The sequence below is a fragment of the Gardnerella sp. KA01002 genome, assembly GCF_049244015.1.
GTDB lineage: Bacteria > Actinomycetota > Actinomycetes > Actinomycetales > Bifidobacteriaceae > Bifidobacterium > Bifidobacterium vaginale.
Genome location: NZ_CP058365.1, coordinates 1442406 through 1460672, shown reverse-complemented (window position 1 = coordinate 1460672; position 18267 = coordinate 1442406). Strand labels below are relative to the sequence as shown.

Annotated in this window: 18 protein-coding genes; 7 read left to right on the top strand and 11 right to left on the bottom strand. The window is 41.3% G+C overall.

Translation table 11 applies throughout. The features are described 5' to 3' along the window. The first annotated feature begins 132 nt into the window (after positions 1 to 132). From HXT60_RS05690 to HXT60_RS05670, 5 genes are all read left to right on the top strand, one after another. Positions 133 to 873, top strand: coding sequence for a response regulator transcription factor (locus HXT60_RS05690; protein ID WP_421791000.1), 741 nt, complete (start codon positions 133 to 135; stop codon positions 871 to 873). Then, on the top strand, positions 867 to 2099 hold the full coding sequence (locus HXT60_RS05685; protein WP_421790998.1) for a histidine kinase: 1233 nt from the start codon (positions 867 to 869) through the stop codon (positions 2097 to 2099). Before HXT60_RS05690 ends, HXT60_RS05685 begins: the two co-directional genes overlap by 7 nt. 280 nt (positions 2100 to 2379) lie before the next feature. Next, a complete protein-coding gene (locus HXT60_RS05680; RefSeq protein WP_004114257.1) occupies positions 2380 to 2841 on the top strand; it encodes a hypothetical protein in 462 nt (153 codons plus the stop codon). Between the two features lie 34 nt (positions 2842 to 2875). Then, complete coding sequence (locus HXT60_RS05675; protein WP_415690769.1) at positions 2876 to 3529, top strand: LuxR C-terminal-related transcriptional regulator; 654 nt, start codon at positions 2876 to 2878, stop codon at positions 3527 to 3529. A gap of 34 nt (positions 3530 to 3563) precedes the next feature. Further along, a complete protein-coding gene (locus HXT60_RS05670; protein ID WP_421790996.1) occupies positions 3564 to 4736 on the top strand; it encodes an exodeoxyribonuclease V in 1173 nt (390 codons plus the stop codon). A 196-nt stretch (positions 4737 to 4932) separates the two neighbouring features. Here HXT60_RS05670 and HXT60_RS05665 read toward each other — a convergent pair whose 3' ends face one another. The 4 genes from HXT60_RS05665 to HXT60_RS05650 form a co-directional block, all read right to left on the bottom strand. Further along, the gene (locus HXT60_RS05665) at positions 4933 to 5106 is read right to left on the bottom strand and encodes a hypothetical protein (RefSeq protein ID WP_004110365.1); all 174 of its coding nucleotides are present in this window, start codon (positions 5104 to 5106) and stop codon (positions 4933 to 4935) included. Continuing rightward, the gene (locus HXT60_RS05660) at positions 5103 to 5396 is read right to left on the bottom strand and encodes a DUF2089 family protein (RefSeq protein ID WP_421790994.1); all 294 of its coding nucleotides are present in this window, start codon (positions 5394 to 5396) and stop codon (positions 5103 to 5105) included. Before HXT60_RS05660 ends, HXT60_RS05665 begins: the two co-directional genes overlap by 4 nt. Positions 5397 to 5681: 285 nt before the next feature. Continuing rightward, complete coding sequence (locus HXT60_RS05655; RefSeq protein WP_421790992.1) at positions 5682 to 7133, bottom strand: ATP-binding protein; 1452 nt, start codon at positions 7131 to 7133, stop codon at positions 5682 to 5684. A 286-nt stretch (positions 7134 to 7419) separates the two neighbouring features. Next, entirely contained in the window at positions 7420 to 7689 is a 270-nt protein-coding gene (locus HXT60_RS05650) for a type II toxin-antitoxin system RelB/DinJ family antitoxin (protein ID WP_004114266.1), read from the bottom strand. A 209-nt stretch (positions 7690 to 7898) separates the two neighbouring features. Here HXT60_RS05650 and HXT60_RS05645 point away from each other — a divergent pair, with 209 nt between their 5' ends. Further along, positions 7899 to 8198, top strand: coding sequence for an addiction module antidote protein (locus HXT60_RS05645; protein ID WP_421790990.1), 300 nt, complete (start codon positions 7899 to 7901; stop codon positions 8196 to 8198). Positions 8199 to 8375: 177 nt separating this feature from the next. On the opposite strand, the gene nrdF is transcribed toward HXT60_RS05645, so the two are convergent. From nrdF to HXT60_RS05625, 4 genes are all read right to left on the bottom strand, one after another. Next, positions 8376 to 9470 carry a class 1b ribonucleoside-diphosphate reductase subunit beta gene (gene nrdF, locus HXT60_RS05640; protein WP_004114270.1) on the bottom strand — a complete coding sequence of 365 codons (1095 nt, stop codon included), beginning with the start codon at positions 9468 to 9470 and terminating at the stop codon, positions 8376 to 8378. A gap of 82 nt (positions 9471 to 9552) precedes the next feature. Beyond that, positions 9553 to 11775 (bottom strand): class 1b ribonucleoside-diphosphate reductase subunit alpha, encoded by a 2223-nt coding sequence (nrdE, locus tag HXT60_RS05635; protein WP_421790988.1) that lies wholly within the window; start codon positions 11773 to 11775, stop codon positions 9553 to 9555. 95 nt (positions 11776 to 11870) lie between these two features. Beyond that, positions 11871 to 12365, bottom strand: a complete 495-nt coding sequence (nrdI, locus tag HXT60_RS05630; protein ID WP_004116137.1) for a class Ib ribonucleoside-diphosphate reductase assembly flavoprotein NrdI — start codon at positions 12363 to 12365, stop codon at positions 11871 to 11873. Between the two features lie 66 nt (positions 12366 to 12431). After that, positions 12432 to 12683, bottom strand: a complete 252-nt coding sequence (locus tag HXT60_RS05625) for a glutaredoxin family protein (protein ID WP_004114274.1) — start codon at positions 12681 to 12683, stop codon at positions 12432 to 12434. Between the two features lie 430 nt (positions 12684 to 13113). Here HXT60_RS05625 and gndA point away from each other — a divergent pair, with 430 nt between their 5' ends. Beyond that, positions 13114 to 14574: an NADP-dependent phosphogluconate dehydrogenase gene (gndA, locus tag HXT60_RS05620; RefSeq protein ID WP_013399773.1), complete on the top strand. Its 1461-nt coding sequence runs from the start codon at positions 13114 to 13116 to the stop codon at positions 14572 to 14574. Between the two features lie 246 nt (positions 14575 to 14820). Here the strand turns inward: gndA and pgl are convergent, their stop codons facing one another. From pgl to zwf, 3 genes are read right to left on the bottom strand one after another with little or no spacing between them, the layout of a single operon-like run. Beyond that, the gene (gene pgl / locus HXT60_RS05615) at positions 14821 to 15642 is read right to left on the bottom strand and encodes a 6-phosphogluconolactonase (protein ID WP_421790986.1); all 822 of its coding nucleotides are present in this window, start codon (positions 15640 to 15642) and stop codon (positions 14821 to 14823) included. A gap of 33 nt (positions 15643 to 15675) precedes the next feature. Beyond that, positions 15676 to 16629, bottom strand: a complete 954-nt coding sequence (locus tag HXT60_RS05610) for a glucose-6-phosphate dehydrogenase assembly protein OpcA (RefSeq protein WP_416451150.1) — start codon at positions 16627 to 16629, stop codon at positions 15676 to 15678. Next, positions 16626 to 18206, bottom strand: coding sequence for a glucose-6-phosphate dehydrogenase (gene zwf / locus HXT60_RS05605; RefSeq protein ID WP_421790983.1), 1581 nt, complete (start codon positions 18204 to 18206; stop codon positions 16626 to 16628). Before zwf ends, HXT60_RS05610 begins: the two co-directional genes overlap by 4 nt. Positions 18207 to 18267: the final 61 nt, after the last annotated feature.

Here is an 18267-nt window from a genome sequence, read left to right as displayed (position 1 = left end):
TTACTTATTATAACCAAGTTTGACTTACATGCATTACTTGTAATCATTTATTACTACACGATTTGCCCTACTTTGCGCGCGTTTATAAAGTAGAATATAAGAAAAGTAGCGTGTGATTGCAAGAAAGCCATTATGCCAAAAACGTATGCAATAGTAGATAACGACCCATTAGTTTTAGCGGTTATGCGAAACGTGCTCAGCAAGCTTTTGCCAAGCGAGTACGTGTGCAAATGGTGCGTAAAATCAGGCGTGCAAGCTTTGAAATATTGCCAAGTAACAAAAACTACTCCGGATTATATTTTGATAGATATGTCAATGAAAGACATGTCTGGAGTAGAGGTAATACGCGCAATTCGTGAACAAAACAACAATATTGTTTTAATTGGCATGACTTCGTATGATTGTAGATCCTACGCTTCGATGGTTGCGCAAGTTGGTGGGCAAGCAATGGTTGCTAAAGACAATTTCAAAGGACTAGCAGAAGCTTTGCAATATTGCGATAATCAGCATGCGTATGGCTGCCGATGTGTTAAAGATGTTGCTTACGATTTTGCTACTCCGCAAGAATCTTTTATTAGACTTTCTAAATCAAGGTCGCGTAGCGTTTTGCCGCCTCAAGAACTAAAAATCATGGATTTGCTCGCTAAAGGCTACACAACAAATCAGATTGCGGCTCAACTTGGTCTTATGCCAAACACTATTAACACGCATATTCATAGGATTTACAAAAAATTGCACGTTTCTAACCGCGTGCAAGCAATATCCGCATTTGCTGCAATGCAAAATCGTGAGCAAGCTAGCAATCTGCAATATTTTAATGATTCGCCGCAGAATCATCCGAATCTTTTTCAAGAAACGGATGGCGCATGTTAATGAAAACATTTTCGCGCGTTATTGAGTTGGTTAAAAGCTGGAAAATTCAGCGAACTTTATTCATAATATTGGCGATTCTTGTAGTGTCAATGGATGTGCAATCTTGCAATACAGCTGGTTTGTGGCACAATCCATTACAATCTGCGTGTCAATACGTTTGGATGTTCGTAATATTTCTTTTGATTGCTTTTTCGCGCCAAATATCCCTCGTAACTCCGATTTTATATTGCGTAACGTTAGCAGTACCAGGCGTAAATGCAACTTGCTTTCTTTTTTCATTGATTGCTAGCATGTTTGTTGCAGGCTTTTACGATTCGTGGAAGTATTTGCTTTGTGCGTACATAGTTTCGCTGAATATTATGTACTTTGCAAAAATGGCGTACATTCCGCTTACTTTCCCTTGTTTTATTCTTATTTCCATGATTTGTGGCTACGCTTTGCGCAAGTATTTGAACATGTTGGAGGAAAATAATCGCGCAAAAATGGATATTGTGCGCAGTGAGTTCCAGTCTTATATTGCTTCTGTTGCATTGCAATTGCACGACGATGTGAACAATGAGATTACGGATATTACATTGCTTGCGACTGATGCTTTGTATGCCGAGAAAAGTGATCATACAAAAGAGTCGCTAGAGCAGATTGTTGAGCATTCTCGTAATGCGCTTTCTAAAACGCGACTTGTTATTAATCTACTTGAGCAAGCTGAACATAAGTATGATGATTCTTTAGATTCAAATATTGCTAGTATTGCTGGCACGCAGTTTATTTATGGTTCTAATGGTAATAATTGCATGACTTTGGCTGATTTTTTATGCAATATTCGCGCACGATTGCAATCTGAGCGTAAGATTTGCGAGCAGCTTGGGTATTATGGCTCTATAACAGTGGTTGATAAAAGTTCGGGAAGTAACGATTTTGCTGCATCTGCAACTGTTAGTACTGAAAAAGCTCAATGTGCTATTCGCATGTGCAGCGAGCTGCTTACTAATATTCGTAAGCATTGCAATACTAGCGTTGATTTTTCTATGAACGTTACGGTTGATAAGCGCGAATGCAGAATAATGTGTATGAATTCGATTTCGACGTTGAATAAGTTTGGCGAAAGACTTGTTTTTGGCAAAGGTCTACTATTCCACAAAAAATCTGTGGAACGTTTAGGTGGATCTTTAAGCGCGCAAAAAGATGACGACACTTGGCTGGTCAATGTTGTTATTCCGCTAAACTAGTATCAATCAGACTCTTGCGTTATCGTGGCAAAAATCGCAAATCTAACAGAATCTGCCACGATAACTCCATAAGTACGCCTCTATTTAAAAATAATTCCAAAACGGAAATATTCTTAAATGTTGATTGTTGAGAACATACAAACTACTAATAGTAAAAGTTTTTTAAAAAGTTTTCTAAAAGCACTATCGTTAAAAATAGGTACGCTTATTTGTGTAGATAAAATCTGCACGCTAGTATGTTGGTAATTTACAAAACGAGAATCACGAGGAGGTGCTTATTATGACTAATCCTTTGCGCGGTATACGAGAAGAAGATATCGTCAAGTATTTTAAAGATCACAATCTTTCAGTTGATAAGACGTATGTATTTACAATGAAATACGACCCTTGGTGGAAAGATTTAATCAAACTATTTTTGTTACCTAAATTATTCTATGTAGCGCAAGGCGTTGTTGCGCGTATTATTGCTGCCACTAATAATGAGTTTATTATTGTTAATCCGAATGTCATTTTAGGCTCGGGTAATCTAGCTAAATTAGACGATAAGTATCTTCGTCGTATTGCGTGGAATCAACTCACTAATTTTGAAGTTATAAGTAAACCAACAACTCAAATAATTCGTTTTACTGCGAATGGCAAAACCGAAGAATGGAGTGTGCCAACGGAAAGTGCTAGCGTATGGCACTTTAATGTGTACAATCTTGATAATTTGAGAAAAACAATACAATCGCACATCTCTTGATAAGCGGATTCCAAAACAAGATATCATATATTGTATGAACACTACTTACGCAATTGTTGATAATGACACGCTTGTATTGCGATATATGCAACTTCTTCTTAAAAGTCGTTTGCCTGAAAACTTTGTTTGTGCATGGATGTGTTCTTCTGCAAAACAAGCTATTCATCGTTGCGTTGCAGAGAATACTCCTGACGTACTTTTAGTAGATATGTCAATGAGAGAAATGAGTGGTGTTGATGTAATTAAGGCAATTCGCGAGCGCAATAGCAATATTGTTTTAATTGGCATTACTTCCTACATGCTAGATGAATACGTATTGCAAGTTGCTAAGTCGGGTGGTCAAGCGCTAGTACATAAAGACAATTTAGCAGACGTAGTTGCAGCCATCCAATCGCGCGCAACAAGCTACGGTTGCCCAGAATTGCCACAATATATTGACTATTTTCACACTCCGCAAGAATCATTTAATATGATTTCTCAACTTCCGAAGACTTCAGTTTTGTCTCCTCAAGAATCGGAAATTATGCGCTTGTGCAAACAGGGGTATTCTACGAAAGAGATTGCAGATCAACTTAATGTGAAAGTTTCAACAGTAAACACGCATTTACGGCGTATTTATGGAAAACTTCAAGTCCGAAGTCGAATGCAGGCGCTTGCTGCGCTCGCAAAGTATTCGCATGACATATAACGTGTAAGAAATTAACGTGTAAAAGTAGGTAGTTATGAAATTATTAACGCGTATGATCAATTTTTTGCCGCATGACGCATGGCAGAAAATTGGAATTGGTGTAATCATAAGTTGTACTTTGATTCTTGAAATTTGTTCCTATAATAATCTTCATTACTACTCTAATTGGCATGCAATTACAGTTGAAATAGTATGGATTGTAATCTGCTTATGCATTGCAATATGGCCACGTAAAGCATCTTTTATTGTGCTCATTTGGATGCCGTTGGTAATTGTTGCACCCAATATCAACTATTCATCTATGATGCTTACCATATTGATTTGTTTGGCAATTGCTGTAATTACTCAACCTTGGTACACCGTGCTTGCTTCTTGCGGAGTATCTTCATGGCTCTTTATTATATGCGATTTTCAAAACGCTTATGTGTTGGGGTGGTGGCTTCTTATCACTCTTATTTCTAGCGCAATCGTAAAATACTATATTTCTACTATTCACCAGCAACAGGAACAGTTATTTGCACAGCGTTACAACGTTTTTCAAAAATATGCCACTATTGCGGCAATTCGCATGCACGATGAAGTAACTAATGAGCTTTCCAGTATTATGATGATGGCCCAACAATCTATTGAACCTCAAACGACTCATGAACAAGAGCATGAAAATTCTCGAGAGATTCTTCAACGTGCTACTACAACTGTTCATAGAGCACGTAATATTATTTCTCTTCTTGACAATGCTACAACTGCAAGCACTGGCGATGCTATGCAATCGACTACATGTTATAAAGATTTTTGCACAGGCTTACGCGTTTTATTTGATGGTGAGCAAAAGTCATTTGAGAAGCTTGGCTATATTGGTTCCATTGATTTGAACAGTGATTTAGTTGCTGAAGATTCGAGATCAGCGCATTTGCCTTTTGAAGAATGTGCTCAAATTGAATATATTTGCCGAGAACTACTTGCAAACGTAAAAAAGCATGCTGCAAAGCCTAAAGAATACGCCATGAATGTAATGCTTAATGACCATGAATGTCATATTACGTGTATAAATAGTGCGCAACGCGGTATTCTTGCTAACTTGCAATTAGGATATGGACTGCGTTTTCATAAGATGCTTGCGGAACGAGTTGGCGGAACTTTTAAAGTTATTGAAGATGACGATTCGTGGATTATTAATGTACACGTTCCGCTTCATGTAGAGAAATAGCCATTATGCAAGAATAATTAATTATTGTGCTTTCTTGCGATTTAATCGAGTATTTGGACGCGCCTTTGTGCAGCAGATGCAAGTAAGCGGTTAATATGTGATGCAGAATGCTGTTTCGTTGCTATTTTATATCGAGTTATCGTGGCAAAAATTGCAAATCTAGCAAAAACTGCCACGATAACTCGGTTTTTGTGTTTTATAAGTCCTGTAACGCAATTCTTTTATCTTCTGCAGACTGCTTAGATGACTTATCGTCCTTTTTAAGAGAATGCGCATAGCGAATAAGACTTCTTGCGATAAAGAACACTAAAGCACATATAGCAAGTGCGATAAGAATGTCAATTATCGGACCAAATAATGCATAGCTCATGATTCATTCTTTCTTTTTCTATATTCGTTTATGAGTGTTCGAGCTGTGTCAACATCGTATTTATCGTCAATAGCAAGACTCTTTACTAAAAGAACGAACGGGTCTTCTGGTTCATTGTCGCTTATTTGAATTTTTTCAATGAGCCTGTTAAGCCTGATTCTCATCGTTGGGTAAGAGACTTGATACATTTGCGACATTTCTTTTAACGATCCAGACGATAATACAAAGTTCTTTATAAACGACATGTCTTCGTCTGTGAGATTAGCCATCCATCTTGGAATATGATCCATATCACTCCTTTCTTCAGCCTATAAACTTTAATTAAATTAAACTTTTATTAAAAATATTAAAGTTGCTGTATGAGTTTGTCAAGAATAAACATGGGAAATATGGCACAAAGCGACATTTTTATGTCGCCAAAATTGTCGTTTTGTCGCAAAAATAATAAAGATATATATTTACGTAACATATGAGAAGATGAAGTTATCGTGACAAAAATTGCAAATCTTATAAAAACTGACGCGATAACGCGTGATTTCGGCTGCGCGATATAGTACGTAACTATTGTCGCGCAATCAGTTAAAAAACATTGTTTGTGCGTCAACGAAGTTGATGATTGTTTTAGCATGACGAGGATTGTAAGAAGTTGGATGTTTTGTAAACAACATAAATATTTTCTTATAATCGCTATTTTTTGCATTCTCAACTAAAGTTGCGCGCTGCAACAACTTGCTCACTGCTTCAGCTTCGTTAAGATTATTACGCCACTTACATTCTGCAATAAGAAGCTGCTTGTTAATATCGTCTTCTGCAACAATATCAATATCGGTTTGCTCACGAGCAATAGGATCCGCACCCCACCATTTACCTAACTTAGTTGGCAAAAAGTCCATTCCGTCAACTTTGCATTGGTGCACAATCCACTGTTCGCACATTTTCTCAAACTGTTGACCTACAAAAGTACTAAACGCTTCATGCTCACCGCCAAGAACACTACTTGCGGCAGCGTGTGAAAGTCCGCGTTCGATCAATCCTTTATTAGGCGCTACAAACCTATACCAATACGCAAAGAATGGGTCACAAATCTGCCATAATCCTTTTTTGCAATGAAGTGGATTCATGCCAAATGGAATATTTCTTTCAATTAATCCAAGGCCTTCTAATGTTTTCAAATACACGTTCACTGATGTAGCTGGCAATCCAATGCGATCCGATATTAAAGTCGGAGTATTGCATCCCGTAGCAAGAGCATTTAGCACACTATTGTATGTTGAAGGATCGCGCAATTCCTGGCGCATGAGCATGTCTGGTTCAGCGTACAAAATTCCCGAAATGTTAAAGCATAATTGCTCAAGATTTTCCGCAAACGAAGACTTATTATCTAACTGCTCTATATAGTATGGTGTTCCTCCAAGGGATGCAAAATAGTTGATTTTATCTTCCCAAGTAGCATTATTTGGCATAAGCTCAGATGCTTCAAAAAGATTAAATGGTTGCAAGCGAATCTGTGCGGTACGTCTTCCATAAAGCGGACTCTTTTTGCCAAGCACTTCACTTTCCATGAATCCTTCGTTACTGCCGCACAAAATAAGAGTCATGTTCGCGTTTTTAAATTTATGATCTATTGCGACTTGGAATGTTGACGCTAAGGATTTATCTGCTTGAGCTGCGTACGGAAATTCGTCGAAAACTAGAATAAGTGGAGATTTAGGAGCATTCTGGTCTACGGCGTTAGATTGTTGCGCAACAAAATCGAGAGCGTCGTTCCAATTATTAAACGATCCTGTAGTTGACGGTAGATTGAAGAAGTCGTACACAGTGTGCGAGAAATCACGCAAATTCTCGATATTAGTTTGCTCGCGAGCAGTAAAAAGTATTGCGTGCTTATTTTTACAGAATTGTGAAATAAGCGAAGTTTTTCCTATTCGTCTTCGACCATAAACTATTGCCATCTGGAACGAGTGTTTGCTGTTCTCATATAATTTTTCAAGTACTTGTAACTCGTCTTGTCTGCCAACAAAAACCATATTCCACCTGCCGTTACGCCAATAATTGCAATACTTTTCAGCGCATCTTATTGCTGCTGAATCTGCACTCTAGTTAATATAATCGCGATTATTATAATCATAATTATAATAATCTAAATTATATTATTTTTCAATATGCTCAACGCAATCATGCGTTATCGTGACAGTTTTTGCTAACTAGAATAAGTCGTCATGAGATCCTAAGCGTAGGAATATAATGCAATCTTCTTTAACTTGATACAACAGTAGAACATCTCGCAGATAGATTGGACTATAAAATGGCGGTTTAGGCATTGCGCATCAGCTCAGCAAAATCGTCAACAGTACCTGCAGCTATTGGTTTTTCTTTCATAGCTTCATCAATAGAGTGCTCATATGGAGAACTTTCAAGTGAAAATGGGAAACGTTGCGTATTTACAATCTGATACAAAAATAGGTTGACTGCTGAACTCATATCAAGACCATAATGTTCAAGAACTTGCGATGCACTATCTCGTATTTCTGGATTAACTCTTACACTTAATCTGCCTGTTTTAACCGTTTTTGTAGAAGTCATGTCGTTTCCTTTAAGCTTAGAATCATAAATTTGTTATTCGTGCTTTGCTTTATTGTAGCAGACATGTAGCACCCAACGTAATGCCAAAGTAGCGCCATTGTGTACACAATTATTACAAAATAACAAGTTATCATGGCAAAAATTGCAAAATTGTATCCTGCAGGATAAAATATTTTTATGGAGATACTTAAAACAGATGAGTATCGCAATTGGATGAGAAAACGGTAAATATAAGTAAATGGGATGCGAGTGAGTATCTTGAGAACGATGATGATGTTATTGCGTATCTCAATGCTGCAGCAGAACTTAACGATCCTCGCTTGTTGCAAGCCGCTATAGGCGATATTGCAAAAGCTAGAGGAATGAAAGAAATTGCTCAAAAAGCCGAGGTTGGAAGGGAAAGCCTTTACAAAAGCTTAAGACGAGACGGCAATCCCAGCTTCCAAACTATTGCGAAGGTTGTTCAAGCATTAGGTGGACGTATTGCAATAGAACCAGCAAATGTGTGACGCACACAGTTATCATGGCAGAAAATGCAAATCTTATAAAATCTGCCACGATAACTCAGTAAGTACGCGGATATTTAAAAATAGTTCCAAAACGGAAATATTCTTAAATAATTAAATAAAAAAGGTTGCTTATGAAAGTGCATAAGCAACCTAATTAATTAGTAAAGCGACTAGCGACTAGAAATCCCAATCGTCGTCGTCGGTTTCAACAGACTTGCCCATAATGTAGCTGGAACCAGAGCCAGAGAAGAAGTCGTGATTTTCGTCGGCTGCAGGAGATAGAGCCGCAAGAATCTCTGGGCTTACGTGAGTTTCTTCTTCGCTGTACTTAGCAGGGTAGCCAAGGTTCATCAAAGCCTTGTTAGCGTTGTAACGAACGAAGTCAAAAACGTCATCGTGGAAGTCAAATCCTTCGTAAATCTGACCAGAATACTCAACTTCCAAATCATACAAAGTATCAAGCAAGTTCATAGTGAACTTTTCAAGATTCTTCTTGTCGTTCTCGCTTCTAAGCTCCAAACCGCGCTGGAACTTGTAGCCAGAATAGTAGCCGTGAATCGCCTTATCTCGCAAAATCAAGCGAATCATATCGGCAGTATTCATCATCTTGCCGCGGGAAGCAAAGTAAAGCGGAAGGTAGAAACCTGCGTAAAGAAGCAACGAAGAAAGCATAGTTGCAGCAATCTTACGCTTAAGTGGATCTTCGCTCTCATACTCGCAAAGCACGGTTGTAACTCGCTGCTGCAAAACGTCGTTTCCAACAGCCCAACGGTAAGCCTCGTCAATCTCCTCGCTAGAGCAAAGAGTGGAGAAAATAGAGGAGTAGGAGCGCGCGTGAATCGACTGCATAAAAGCAATATTCGTGTAAATAGCCTGCTCGTGCTCCGTGCGTGCGTGCTCAATCTGGCAAAGTTCGCCAATAGTTGCCTGGCTGGTATCAAGCAAAGTTAAGCCTGTAAAAACGCGAGTAGTTGTCTTGCGTTCAAGATCGGTGAGGGAACGCCAAGAAGGAATATCGTTGCTCAGCGGAACCTTTTCAGGAAGCCAGAAGTTAGCAATAAGACGATTCCAAACGTCCAAATCCTTGTCGTCAACAATATTATTCCAATTAACTGGGCGCACGCGAGATCCGTGATGATAGCGGTATTGAGCTGGGGTGATGGAATCTGCCATCATAGCGTCGTCTGCGATTACGCGGTTCGTGCCGAAAGGCTTATCTAAGCTACTGCGAAGTTCTGTTGGATCGAGCGCAGTTGGGCTGAGTTCTGTCATAATTACTCCTGATTCTGTGTTTACGTTTTATAAAATTTTTAAGTTTTTGATTTAATTTGCGAAAGATTTACAACCATAAGGTTTACAGCGTGCAGCTTACGCAACCCTCGATTTCTGTACCTTCCAAAGCCTTCTGGCGAATACGAATGTAGTAAAGAGTCTTAATACCCTTACGCCACGCGTAAATCTGAGCTTTGTTCAAATCGCGAGTAGTCGTAGTGTCTGGGAAGAACAAAGTAAGAGACAATCCCTGATCTACATGCTGAGTTGCCTCCGCGTAAGTGTCAATAATTGCCTTCCAACCAATCTCGTAAGCATCCTTAAAGTACTGCATATTGTCATTCGTCATGTATGCAGCAGGGTAGTAGACGCGGCCAACTTTGCCCTCTTTGCGAATCTCAATGCGAGAAGCAATCGGGTGTATTGAACTCGTGGAATGGTTTATGTACGATATGGAACCAGTTGGAGGAACAGCCTGCAAATACTCGTTGTAAATGCCATCGCGCAAAATCTCGTCGCGCAATTGCTCCCAATCCGAAACGGTTGGAATTGCAACGTTAAAACGAGCAAACAAATCGCGAACCTTTTGAGTTTTAGGCTCAAGCGAGCGGCTGCCATCAGTGTACTTATCGAAGTAGTTGCCTTTTCCTGCAGGCTTAGCGTAAGCGCTAGTCTTAAAGCTTGCAAAAGCAGTCCCGCGCTCTACAGCCAAATCGTGAGAAGCCTTATAAGCGTGGTAAGCAACCGTCATAAAGTACATGTCTGTAAAGTCAAGAGCTTCCTCGCTTCCGTACTGCATGTGCTCGCGAGCAAGGAAACCGTGCAAATTCATTTGACCCAAGCCAATAGCATGGCCCTCTGCGTTTCCGCGACGAATCGAAGGCACGGAATCAATCGAAGTATGCTCCGAAACAGACGTGAGCGCGCGCACAGCCAAATCAACGCTTGTACCCAAGTCGCCATCCATCGCCTTAGCAATATTAAGCGAGCCAAGATTGCAAGAAATATCGCGACCAACGTGGCTATAAGACAAGTCGGCGTTATAAGTGCTTGCCTCTTGAGTTTGCAAAATCTCGGAGCACAAGTTGCTCATAGTAATGCGGCCTTCAATAGGATTTGTGCGATTTACAGTATCTTCAAACAAAATGTAAGGGTAGCCAGACTCAAACTGAATCTCCGCAAGCGTCATAAAGAATTCGCGAGCGTCAATGTACTTCTTGTGAATGCTAGGATTTGCAACCATCTCATCGTAATGCTCAGTAACAGAAATGTCTGCAAAAGGCTTGCCATATTCGCGCTCAACGTCGTAAGGGCTAAACAAAGCCATCTTTTCCTTACGCTTAGCAAGCTCAAAAGTAATATCTGGAATCACAACACCCAAAGAAAGCGACTTAATACGAATCTTCTCGTCCGCGTTCTCGCGCTTAGTGTCAAGGAAACGCATAATATCTGGGTGGTGAGCGCTAATATACACGGCACCAGCGCCCTGACGAGCGCCAAGCTGATTAGCATAAGAGAATGAATCTTCCAAAAGCTTCATAACAGGCACAACGCCACTCGACTGATTTTCGATGCGCTTAATAGGAGCACCAAGCTCGCGCAAATTCGTAAGAAGCAGAGCCACGCCGCCGCCGCGCTTAGAAAGCTGCAAAGCAGAGTTAATTCCGCGTGCAATAGACTCCATATTATCTTCCAAACGCACGAGGAAGCAGCTCACAGCCTCTCCGCGCTGAGCTTTACCAAGATTCAAGAACGTTGGAGTGGCTGGCTGGAAGCGGCCTGCAAGCATCTCGTCCAAATAGTTGAGCGCTGCTTTTTCATCGCCATCTGCAAGTTCCAAAGCTACGGCTGCTGCGCGCTGAGCGAAGTTTTCCAAATATTGCTTGCCGTCGAAAGTCTTTAAAGCGTAAGAAGTGTAGAACTTAAAAGCACCCAAGAAAGTGCCAAAAGTGTGGTGAGCAGCTTCTGCGTGCTCGTAGAACTTATCTAGAAACTCGCTGCTATACTTGCTGAACACGTTTCCGTTGTAGTAGTAGTTGCTAATCAAATAGTTCAAGCGCTCATGAGTTGAAGCAAACTTCATGCTGTGTTCTTGCACGTAACCCGAAACGTAAAGCTTTTCTGCTTCCTGATCTTTATCAAACTGAATACCTTTTTCTGGGTCGAAAAGACCGAGCATAGCGTTAAGAACGTGGTAGTCGCGGCTGTTGCGAATGCGCTCTGCTGTGCTGCTAGCAGTGTTGGTGTCGTCAGTGTGATCAAGATTAAGCGAAGTAGATTCGCTCATCGGATCCGTGCTATTCATGGTGTTTATTCCTTTCCTCGTGCGTTAGTTTTGCTTTTCAAACGCTGTTTTTTGTTGATTTTGTTTATTTGTTTATTTCGTTTCTTCTGTTTCTTCTATTTTTCTGTTTCTTTTAATTGCCTTAAAAATTTTGGTATTCCCTGCGCTACTTTTTCTATATCTTCTGCAGTTCCTGTAAGTTCAAACGAATACATATTTGGGATTGCGCATTTTCCTGCGATTTGACCGCCTGCAGCGCAATATGCGTCTCCAAAATTCGTATTTCCAGAAGATATTACGCCGCGAATAAACGAACGATTTTCGCGATTGTTTAGGAATTTTCGCACTTGCATTGGTATTGCTTTAGAAATATTTCCGCCGCCGTAAGTCGGTACAATCAAAACGTATGGCTCGCGCACGTGCAATTCTGGCTCTTTTGGTCGAAGCGGTATGCGATATACGTTCACATTGTTGCTTGGAAAATCGCAATTTTTCACGAATCGTAGTGTGTTTTCGGAGACGGAAGAAAAATAGACTACAGCTCCGATTGATTCGCCTTGTGCGCGCGCTTCTGGCTCGCTTGGTTGTGACATATTTTCTTGATCACACATTTTTATGCTTCTTGATTGCTTTGATTATTTTGATTGTTGATTGTTTATTCTTGATTCTTGATTGCTTTAATCGTTTTTATTTTCGTCTTCTAGTTGACTTGCGATTTGGGCAATCAAATCTGGGCGGTATCCGCTCCACGACGAGTTTGGAGTAATCACCACTGGCGCTTGGCGATATCCTGCTGCGCGCAACTGGTCTAAAGTAGAAGGGCTTTGAGTTAAGTCTACTGTTTCAAAATTCACGCCTAGCTTAGTGAATTGACGCTTTGTGGCATCGCACTGTGGGCAATGTGGCTTGGTGAAAACTGTAATAGTCACGGTTCTTCTCCCTTCGTTGAGTGTATTCTAAGTCTTTTTTCTTTATGATTATTTAAGTTTGTGCTTTTTGGCACGATTTAACAGTCTACTACCACTTAACACTATTTATAGTGGCGTGTTGTATGTCTAATCCCTATATTTAGTGTGTCCAAATTTTGGCTATCACGCGTGTCTGTAAGATTTAAGCGGTATTTATGTTTTTTTAATAGCGACTAATAAAAGTAAAAATGTAATCTTTATCACAAAATTGCCATTAACGCGTGGGCTATGTCGTAGGCTTTGTGATCGTATGAATGACGCTTGTGCATATAGGTAGATAAACTTAAAAAAGTGTGTTTTGATTGGTTAAGTGTTAAAAATAAAGCAATCATAAAATAATAAAACGGTTATAAATATTACGGTTATAAATATTAAAAGATAGAGGTGCAAAATGGCGGAAAATCAAGCTAGAGCAAATATTGGCGTTGTTGGTTTAGCGGCTATGGGGTCGAATTTAGCGAGAAATCTTGCACATCACGGTAATACAGTTGCTGTTTATAATCGTCATTATTCGCGCACAGAAACCTTGATGAATGAGCACGGCAGTGAAGGTGCTTTCGTTCCTGCTAAAACTGTTGAAGAATTTGTTGCTTCGCTTAAGCGCCCACGCACTGCAATCATTATGGTAAAAGCTGGTGCTCCTACAGACGCTGTTATTGAAGAGCTTGCAAACGCTATGGAGCCAGGAGATATTATTGTTGACGGCGGAAACTCCTACTTTGAAGATACGATTCGCCGAGAGCGTAACATTCGCGCGCGCGGTCTTCACTACGTTGGTTGCGGTGTTTCTGGTGGTGAAGAAGGCGCTTTGCGCGGTCCTTCGATGATGCCAGGTGGCACGGAGGAGTCTTGGAAGACTCTTGGCCCTATTTTAAAGTCGATTGCAGCTGTTGCAGAAGGTGAGCCTTGCGTAACCCATATTGGCACTGATGGCGCTGGCCACTTTGTGAAGATGGTTCACAATGGCATTGAGTACTCGGATATGCAACTTATTGCAGAAAGCTACGATTTAATGCTTCGTGGTTTGGGCATGAAGTCTGACGAAATTGCGGACGTGTTTAGCGAGTGGAACAAGGGCGAGCTTGATTCTTATTTGATTGAGATTACGGCAGATGTGCTTCGACAGAAGGATGCTAAGACTGGTAAGCCTTTGGTTGAGATGATGGTGGATCACGCTGGTATGAAGGGCACGGGTACTTGGACTGTGCAGTCTGCGCTTTCTCTCGGAATACCTGTAACGGGTATTGCTGAAGCTGTGTTTGCTCGCGGACTTTCAAGCCAAGTTGCTTTGCGAGAAGCTGCTGAAAGTCAAGGCTTGACTGGTCCAGATATGCATTTTGATTTGAACGATGCTGAGCGTAAGGCGTTTATTGAGGATATTCGCCAAGCTTTGTATGCTTCTAAGATTGTTTCTTACGCTCAGGGATTCGACGAGATTGCAGCTGCTGCAATTGAGCATGATTGGAAGATTGACCAGGCTGCTGTTGCTCGCATTTGGCGAGGCGGATGCATTATTCGTGCACAATTCTTAAACCGCGTTTCCGAGGCTTTTGAATCTGGGCAGGCGAGTGTTTCCTTGATTTTTGCTCCTTACTTTAAGGATGCTATTGAAAAGTCTCAAGCTGCTTGGCGTCGTGTTATTGCGCGCGCAGTTGAGCACGGGGTTCCTGTGCCAGCATTCTCTAGCTTGCTTGCATACTACGATGGCTTGCGTTCCAAGCGTTTGCCAGCTTCGCTTATTCAGGCTCAGCGCGATTTCTTCGGCGCTCACACTTACGGTCGCATTGACGAGCCAGGAGTATTCCACACTTTGTGGGCAGAGCCTAATCGCCCAGAAGTAAAGCAAGATTAAATCAAATAATATTTATAACTAACATGCCTTTGCATTATTATGCAGAGGCATGTACTCTATTCTGATCTTTTTTAGCATATTTTATTGCTGAATTTTACTAATATTCTTAAATTGATTGATTTCCTTGATATTTCAATGGTTTTATGAAGATTTTCCCAAATGCGCCATGTTTTAAACATGCTATTTTCGCATTTGCGCCAATTTATGTAGCGCATTTAATTTTTGACTTGCTGAATATTATGCAGATTACTGAATTGCAGCGTGCAAAGTTTCTGCGGTGGTTAGCCATGCGATTTCTTCCGTGCCGTTGGCAAAAGACGCAGGATAATCTGGGTTATTATCCGAAGAAAGCGCGTTCATTAAAGCTTTTCCTTTTTGCTCTCCAGCCGTTAAGAACCAAGTGCGGCGGCTATGAGCCAGCACGGGTGCGCTAAGAGTTAATCTCATTGGCGGTTGCTTAGGGGAGTGATTCACGCCTAAAACTATGCGATCGCGATTATGAATTTGCGGCAATCCTGGGAAAAGTGAAGCCATATGTGCGTCTGGTCCCATGCCAAGAATTGCCAAATCAAACACAGGCTCTTTGCCTAGTAAGCCTATAATTTCTTCTTCGTAATCGCGTGCTGCTGCGTCTAAAATCGCATTGTTTTCAACATCGCTAGCATTTGCCACTTCTTGCGCATTGCGATCATCTGCAGGCATTTCGTGAATATGAGACTCCTGCAAAACTTTGTGATCGCTAAGCATATTAAGAAGTAGCTCGCGAGCCTTGAGCGCATTGCGATCGTCGCTGTTATAAGCTACAAAACGTTCATCTGCCCACCAAATATGAACATTGGACCAGTTGATTGCTGGAAGCAATGGGTTGCTAGCTAACATTTGAAACATGCGAATAGAATCTGTTCCACCTGTTAGCAAAAGATGGAATGGCTTATTAAGATTTTCAACATTGTTTTGCCATTGCATAATCAAAGTCACAAGTTTTTGCGCAGCAACAGCAGCTAGAATATCTTGATTATCGTAGCCGTACACTGTTGCGTTATGCGCAAATCTAAAATCTTCAGCCATAATGAATCCTTTTATTATTTTTTACCCGTTGTATTAAAGTTCGTTATCTTGCATTGTGCAACAATCTGCGTGAACAAGTTGAGCATAGATCTCATCTGGATCGATTCTACGCAACTCCTCACTCAAGCAATCTTCTAAAGATCTAATTGGCATTGCAATTGGCTGTGTTGCTTGTCCTGGAAGACTTATCATTGCTTGTTCTTCTCCAGAAGGACGAGTCAAAGAAAGCACGCCATCTTGTCTTTTAAGACTTACCTCCGTAATTGCATGCGCACTCGAATCCTCAACAATTTCAACAGGAACATTAAGCGATATTTTTAGCCATTGTGCGAGCAAATGCATCGGAACATAATGCTTTGGACCGCTAACCTTAGCGCTAATAACAGGTAAATGCGGAGGCTGATCAAGCATAGAAGCTAGCATTGCACGCCAAGGAGTAAGACGAGTCCAAGAAAGATCAACATCTTTAGAAGACCAGTTTTTGCGCAAATTTTTCACAGTTTCAAGGGTATTGTCCGCATTTTGAGCATCAGTGATTCTGCTACTTGCCATAGTTCCAAGCAAGTCCTTAGCAGGATTTTCTGGTGCATTTGTAGGCCACCACGCAACAATCGGCGTGTCTGGAACAAGCAGAGGAATAACAAGCGTATCTGGATGTCGAACTAAGCCATTATGAGGGTAGAGAATAATGATTTCCCCAGCTCCAGCATCTGCGCCAAAGCGTACTTGCGCGTCTAAGTTTGGCGTTTCTTCGCTTTGTGAATCTGCTATATTGACTTGTGATTCGCGAACAATGGCAATAACTCTACAAGGGTGTTCGCGACTAGCTGCATTTGCTGCTCCCAGTGCGTTTTCAAGATCTTTAAGAGTGGTGTCAATAAGAAGAGTTAGCACGCGTCCAGTTGCAGATTCTCCACGCTCTTCGTGAAGCTCGTCGATTTTTGCAGAGATTTTAGACGTGTTTGTGTTAGGAAGATTAATAATCATGGCAGCCTCCAATGGCGATTATCGCGAGCAAGCATAGCGTCAGCTTCCGCTGGACCCCACGTTCCAGCACGGTATGGCTGAGGCTGTGTACCAAGCGAACTCCAAAAATCTTCAATAGGATCTAAGATTTTCCAACTTAAATCAACTTCTTGTGTAGTTGGGAAAAGCGGTGGCTCGCCAAGTAAAACGTCTAGAATAAGGCGCTCGTAGGCTTCTGGAGAGTTTTCTGTAAAAGATCTTCCATAACTAAAGTCCATAGAAACATCGCGAACTTCCATAGATGTTCCGCCTGGCACTTTTGCGCCAAATCGCATTGTTACGCCTTCATCTGGCTGAACGCGAATCACAATCGCATTACTACCAAGTTCGCGCACAGCAGTGGACTCAAAAGGCAAGTGTGGAGCGCGCTTAAAAATCACGGCAATCTCTGTAACGCGCTTTCCTAAGCGCTTTCCGGTTCGCAAATAGAACGGAACTCCAGCCCAGCGACGAGTGTCTACGTCTAAACGCACGGCAGCGTATGTTTCCGTAGTGCTATCCGGGCTAATTCCTTGCTCTTGCAAATATCCAACGGCTTTATACGATCCTTGCCAACCTTCTGCGTATTGACCTCTCGCAGTATTTGTTGCTAAATCTTTAGGCAAGCGTATAGCAGACAAGACCTTAGTTTTTTCAGCCGTCAAGTCACTAGCACTAAAACTTACTGGCTCTTCCATAGCAGTAAGAGCCATTAGTTGCAGCAGATGATTTTGAATAACATCTCTGGCTGCTCCAATCCCATCATAATATCCAGCTCTGCCGCCTATGCCAATATCTTCTGCCATAGTAATCTGCACGTGGTCAACATAATTAGCGTTCCAAATTGGCTCATACATTGCATTTGCAAAACGAAAAGCCAGCAAATTTTGCACAGTTTCTTTGCCTAAATAGTGGTCTATGCGGAATACAGAATTAGGGTCAAAAACTTCGGAAATTACGCGATCCAACTCTTGTGCGCTTGTTAAATCGTGACCAAAAGGTTTTTCTATTATCACTCGTCTCCACGCGTTTTCGGAGGAATGTGAAAGCCCCGATGCTGCTAACTGCTGTGCCACAACAGGGAAGCTAGAAGGCGGAACCGACATGTAAAACGCGTGATTTCCGCGAGTTCCGAGATCTCTGTCTAATTCGCTTACGGTTTTGCTTAAGCGCTCAAATGCGCTTGCGTCGTCGAATGTTCCGCGAACAAAACGTATGCCTTTAGCAAGGTTAATCCATGTTGATTCACGAAATGGTGTGCGGCAGTGTTGTTGAATATTTTCACGCACAAAGTTTACAAAATGTTCATCTGTCCAGTCGCGTCTTGCGAAGCCCGTTAAACCAAATCCAGGTGGCAAAAGCCCTCGATTCGCCAAATCGTATACGGCTGGCATAAGTTTTTTGCGCGCTAAATCGCCAGTAATTCCGAATATTACTAAACTACATGGTCCTGCAATACGAGCCAAACGCAAGTCTCGTGGATCGCGTAGCGGATTTTTCCAAGCTGTTGTTTCTTCGCTATGCGCAGTCGAGCATATTGTGGTTCTTAATTCAGTCATGTATACCATCGTAATGTTTCGACTTGATTTGCTGCGCAGGACTTACCAAAATTTGCGCAGG

What these genes read in the sequence shown, in the direction of transcription:
- HXT60_RS05670 (WP_421790996.1), top strand. Translation starts at nt 3,564, where the DNA reads ATGAAATTATTAACGCGTATGATCAATTTTTTGCCGCATGACGCATGG.
- zwf (WP_421790983.1), bottom strand. Translation starts at nt 18,206, where the DNA reads ATGACTGAATTAAGAACCACAATATGCTCGACTGCGCATAGCGAAGAA.
- HXT60_RS05655 (WP_421790992.1), bottom strand. Translation starts at nt 7,133, where the DNA reads ATGGTTTTTGTTGGCAGACAAGACGAGTTACAAGTACTTGAAAAATTA.
- nrdF (WP_004114270.1), bottom strand. Translation starts at nt 9,470, where the DNA reads ATGACAGAACTCAGCCCAACTGCGCTCGATCCAACAGAACTTCGCAGT.
- HXT60_RS05610 (WP_416451150.1), bottom strand. Translation starts at nt 16,629, where the DNA reads ATGATTATTAATCTTCCTAACACAAACACGTCTAAAATCTCTGCAAAA.
- HXT60_RS05685 (WP_421790998.1), top strand. Translation starts at nt 867, where the DNA reads ATGTTAATGAAAACATTTTCGCGCGTTATTGAGTTGGTTAAAAGCTGG.
- gndA (WP_013399773.1), top strand. Translation starts at nt 13,114, where the DNA reads ATGGCGGAAAATCAAGCTAGAGCAAATATTGGCGTTGTTGGTTTAGCG.
- pgl (WP_421790986.1), bottom strand. Translation starts at nt 15,642, where the DNA reads ATGGCTGAAGATTTTAGATTTGCGCATAACGCAACAGTGTACGGCTAC.
- HXT60_RS05675 (WP_415690769.1), top strand. Translation starts at nt 2,876, where the DNA reads ATGAACACTACTTACGCAATTGTTGATAATGACACGCTTGTATTGCGA.
- nrdE (WP_421790988.1), bottom strand. Translation starts at nt 11,775, where the DNA reads ATGAATAGCACGGATCCGATGAGCGAATCTACTTCGCTTAATCTTGAT.
- HXT60_RS05665 (WP_004110365.1), bottom strand. Translation starts at nt 5,106, where the DNA reads ATGAGCTATGCATTATTTGGTCCGATAATTGACATTCTTATCGCACTT.
- HXT60_RS05650 (WP_004114266.1), bottom strand. Translation starts at nt 7,689, where the DNA reads ATGACTTCTACAAAAACGGTTAAAACAGGCAGATTAAGTGTAAGAGTT.
- HXT60_RS05660 (WP_421790994.1), bottom strand. Translation starts at nt 5,396, where the DNA reads ATGGATCATATTCCAAGATGGATGGCTAATCTCACAGACGAAGACATG.
- HXT60_RS05690 (WP_421791000.1), top strand. Translation starts at nt 133, where the DNA reads ATGCCAAAAACGTATGCAATAGTAGATAACGACCCATTAGTTTTAGCG.
- nrdI (WP_004116137.1), bottom strand. Translation starts at nt 12,365, where the DNA reads ATGTGTGATCAAGAAAATATGTCACAACCAAGCGAGCCAGAAGCGCGC.
- HXT60_RS05680 (WP_004114257.1), top strand. Translation starts at nt 2,380, where the DNA reads ATGACTAATCCTTTGCGCGGTATACGAGAAGAAGATATCGTCAAGTAT.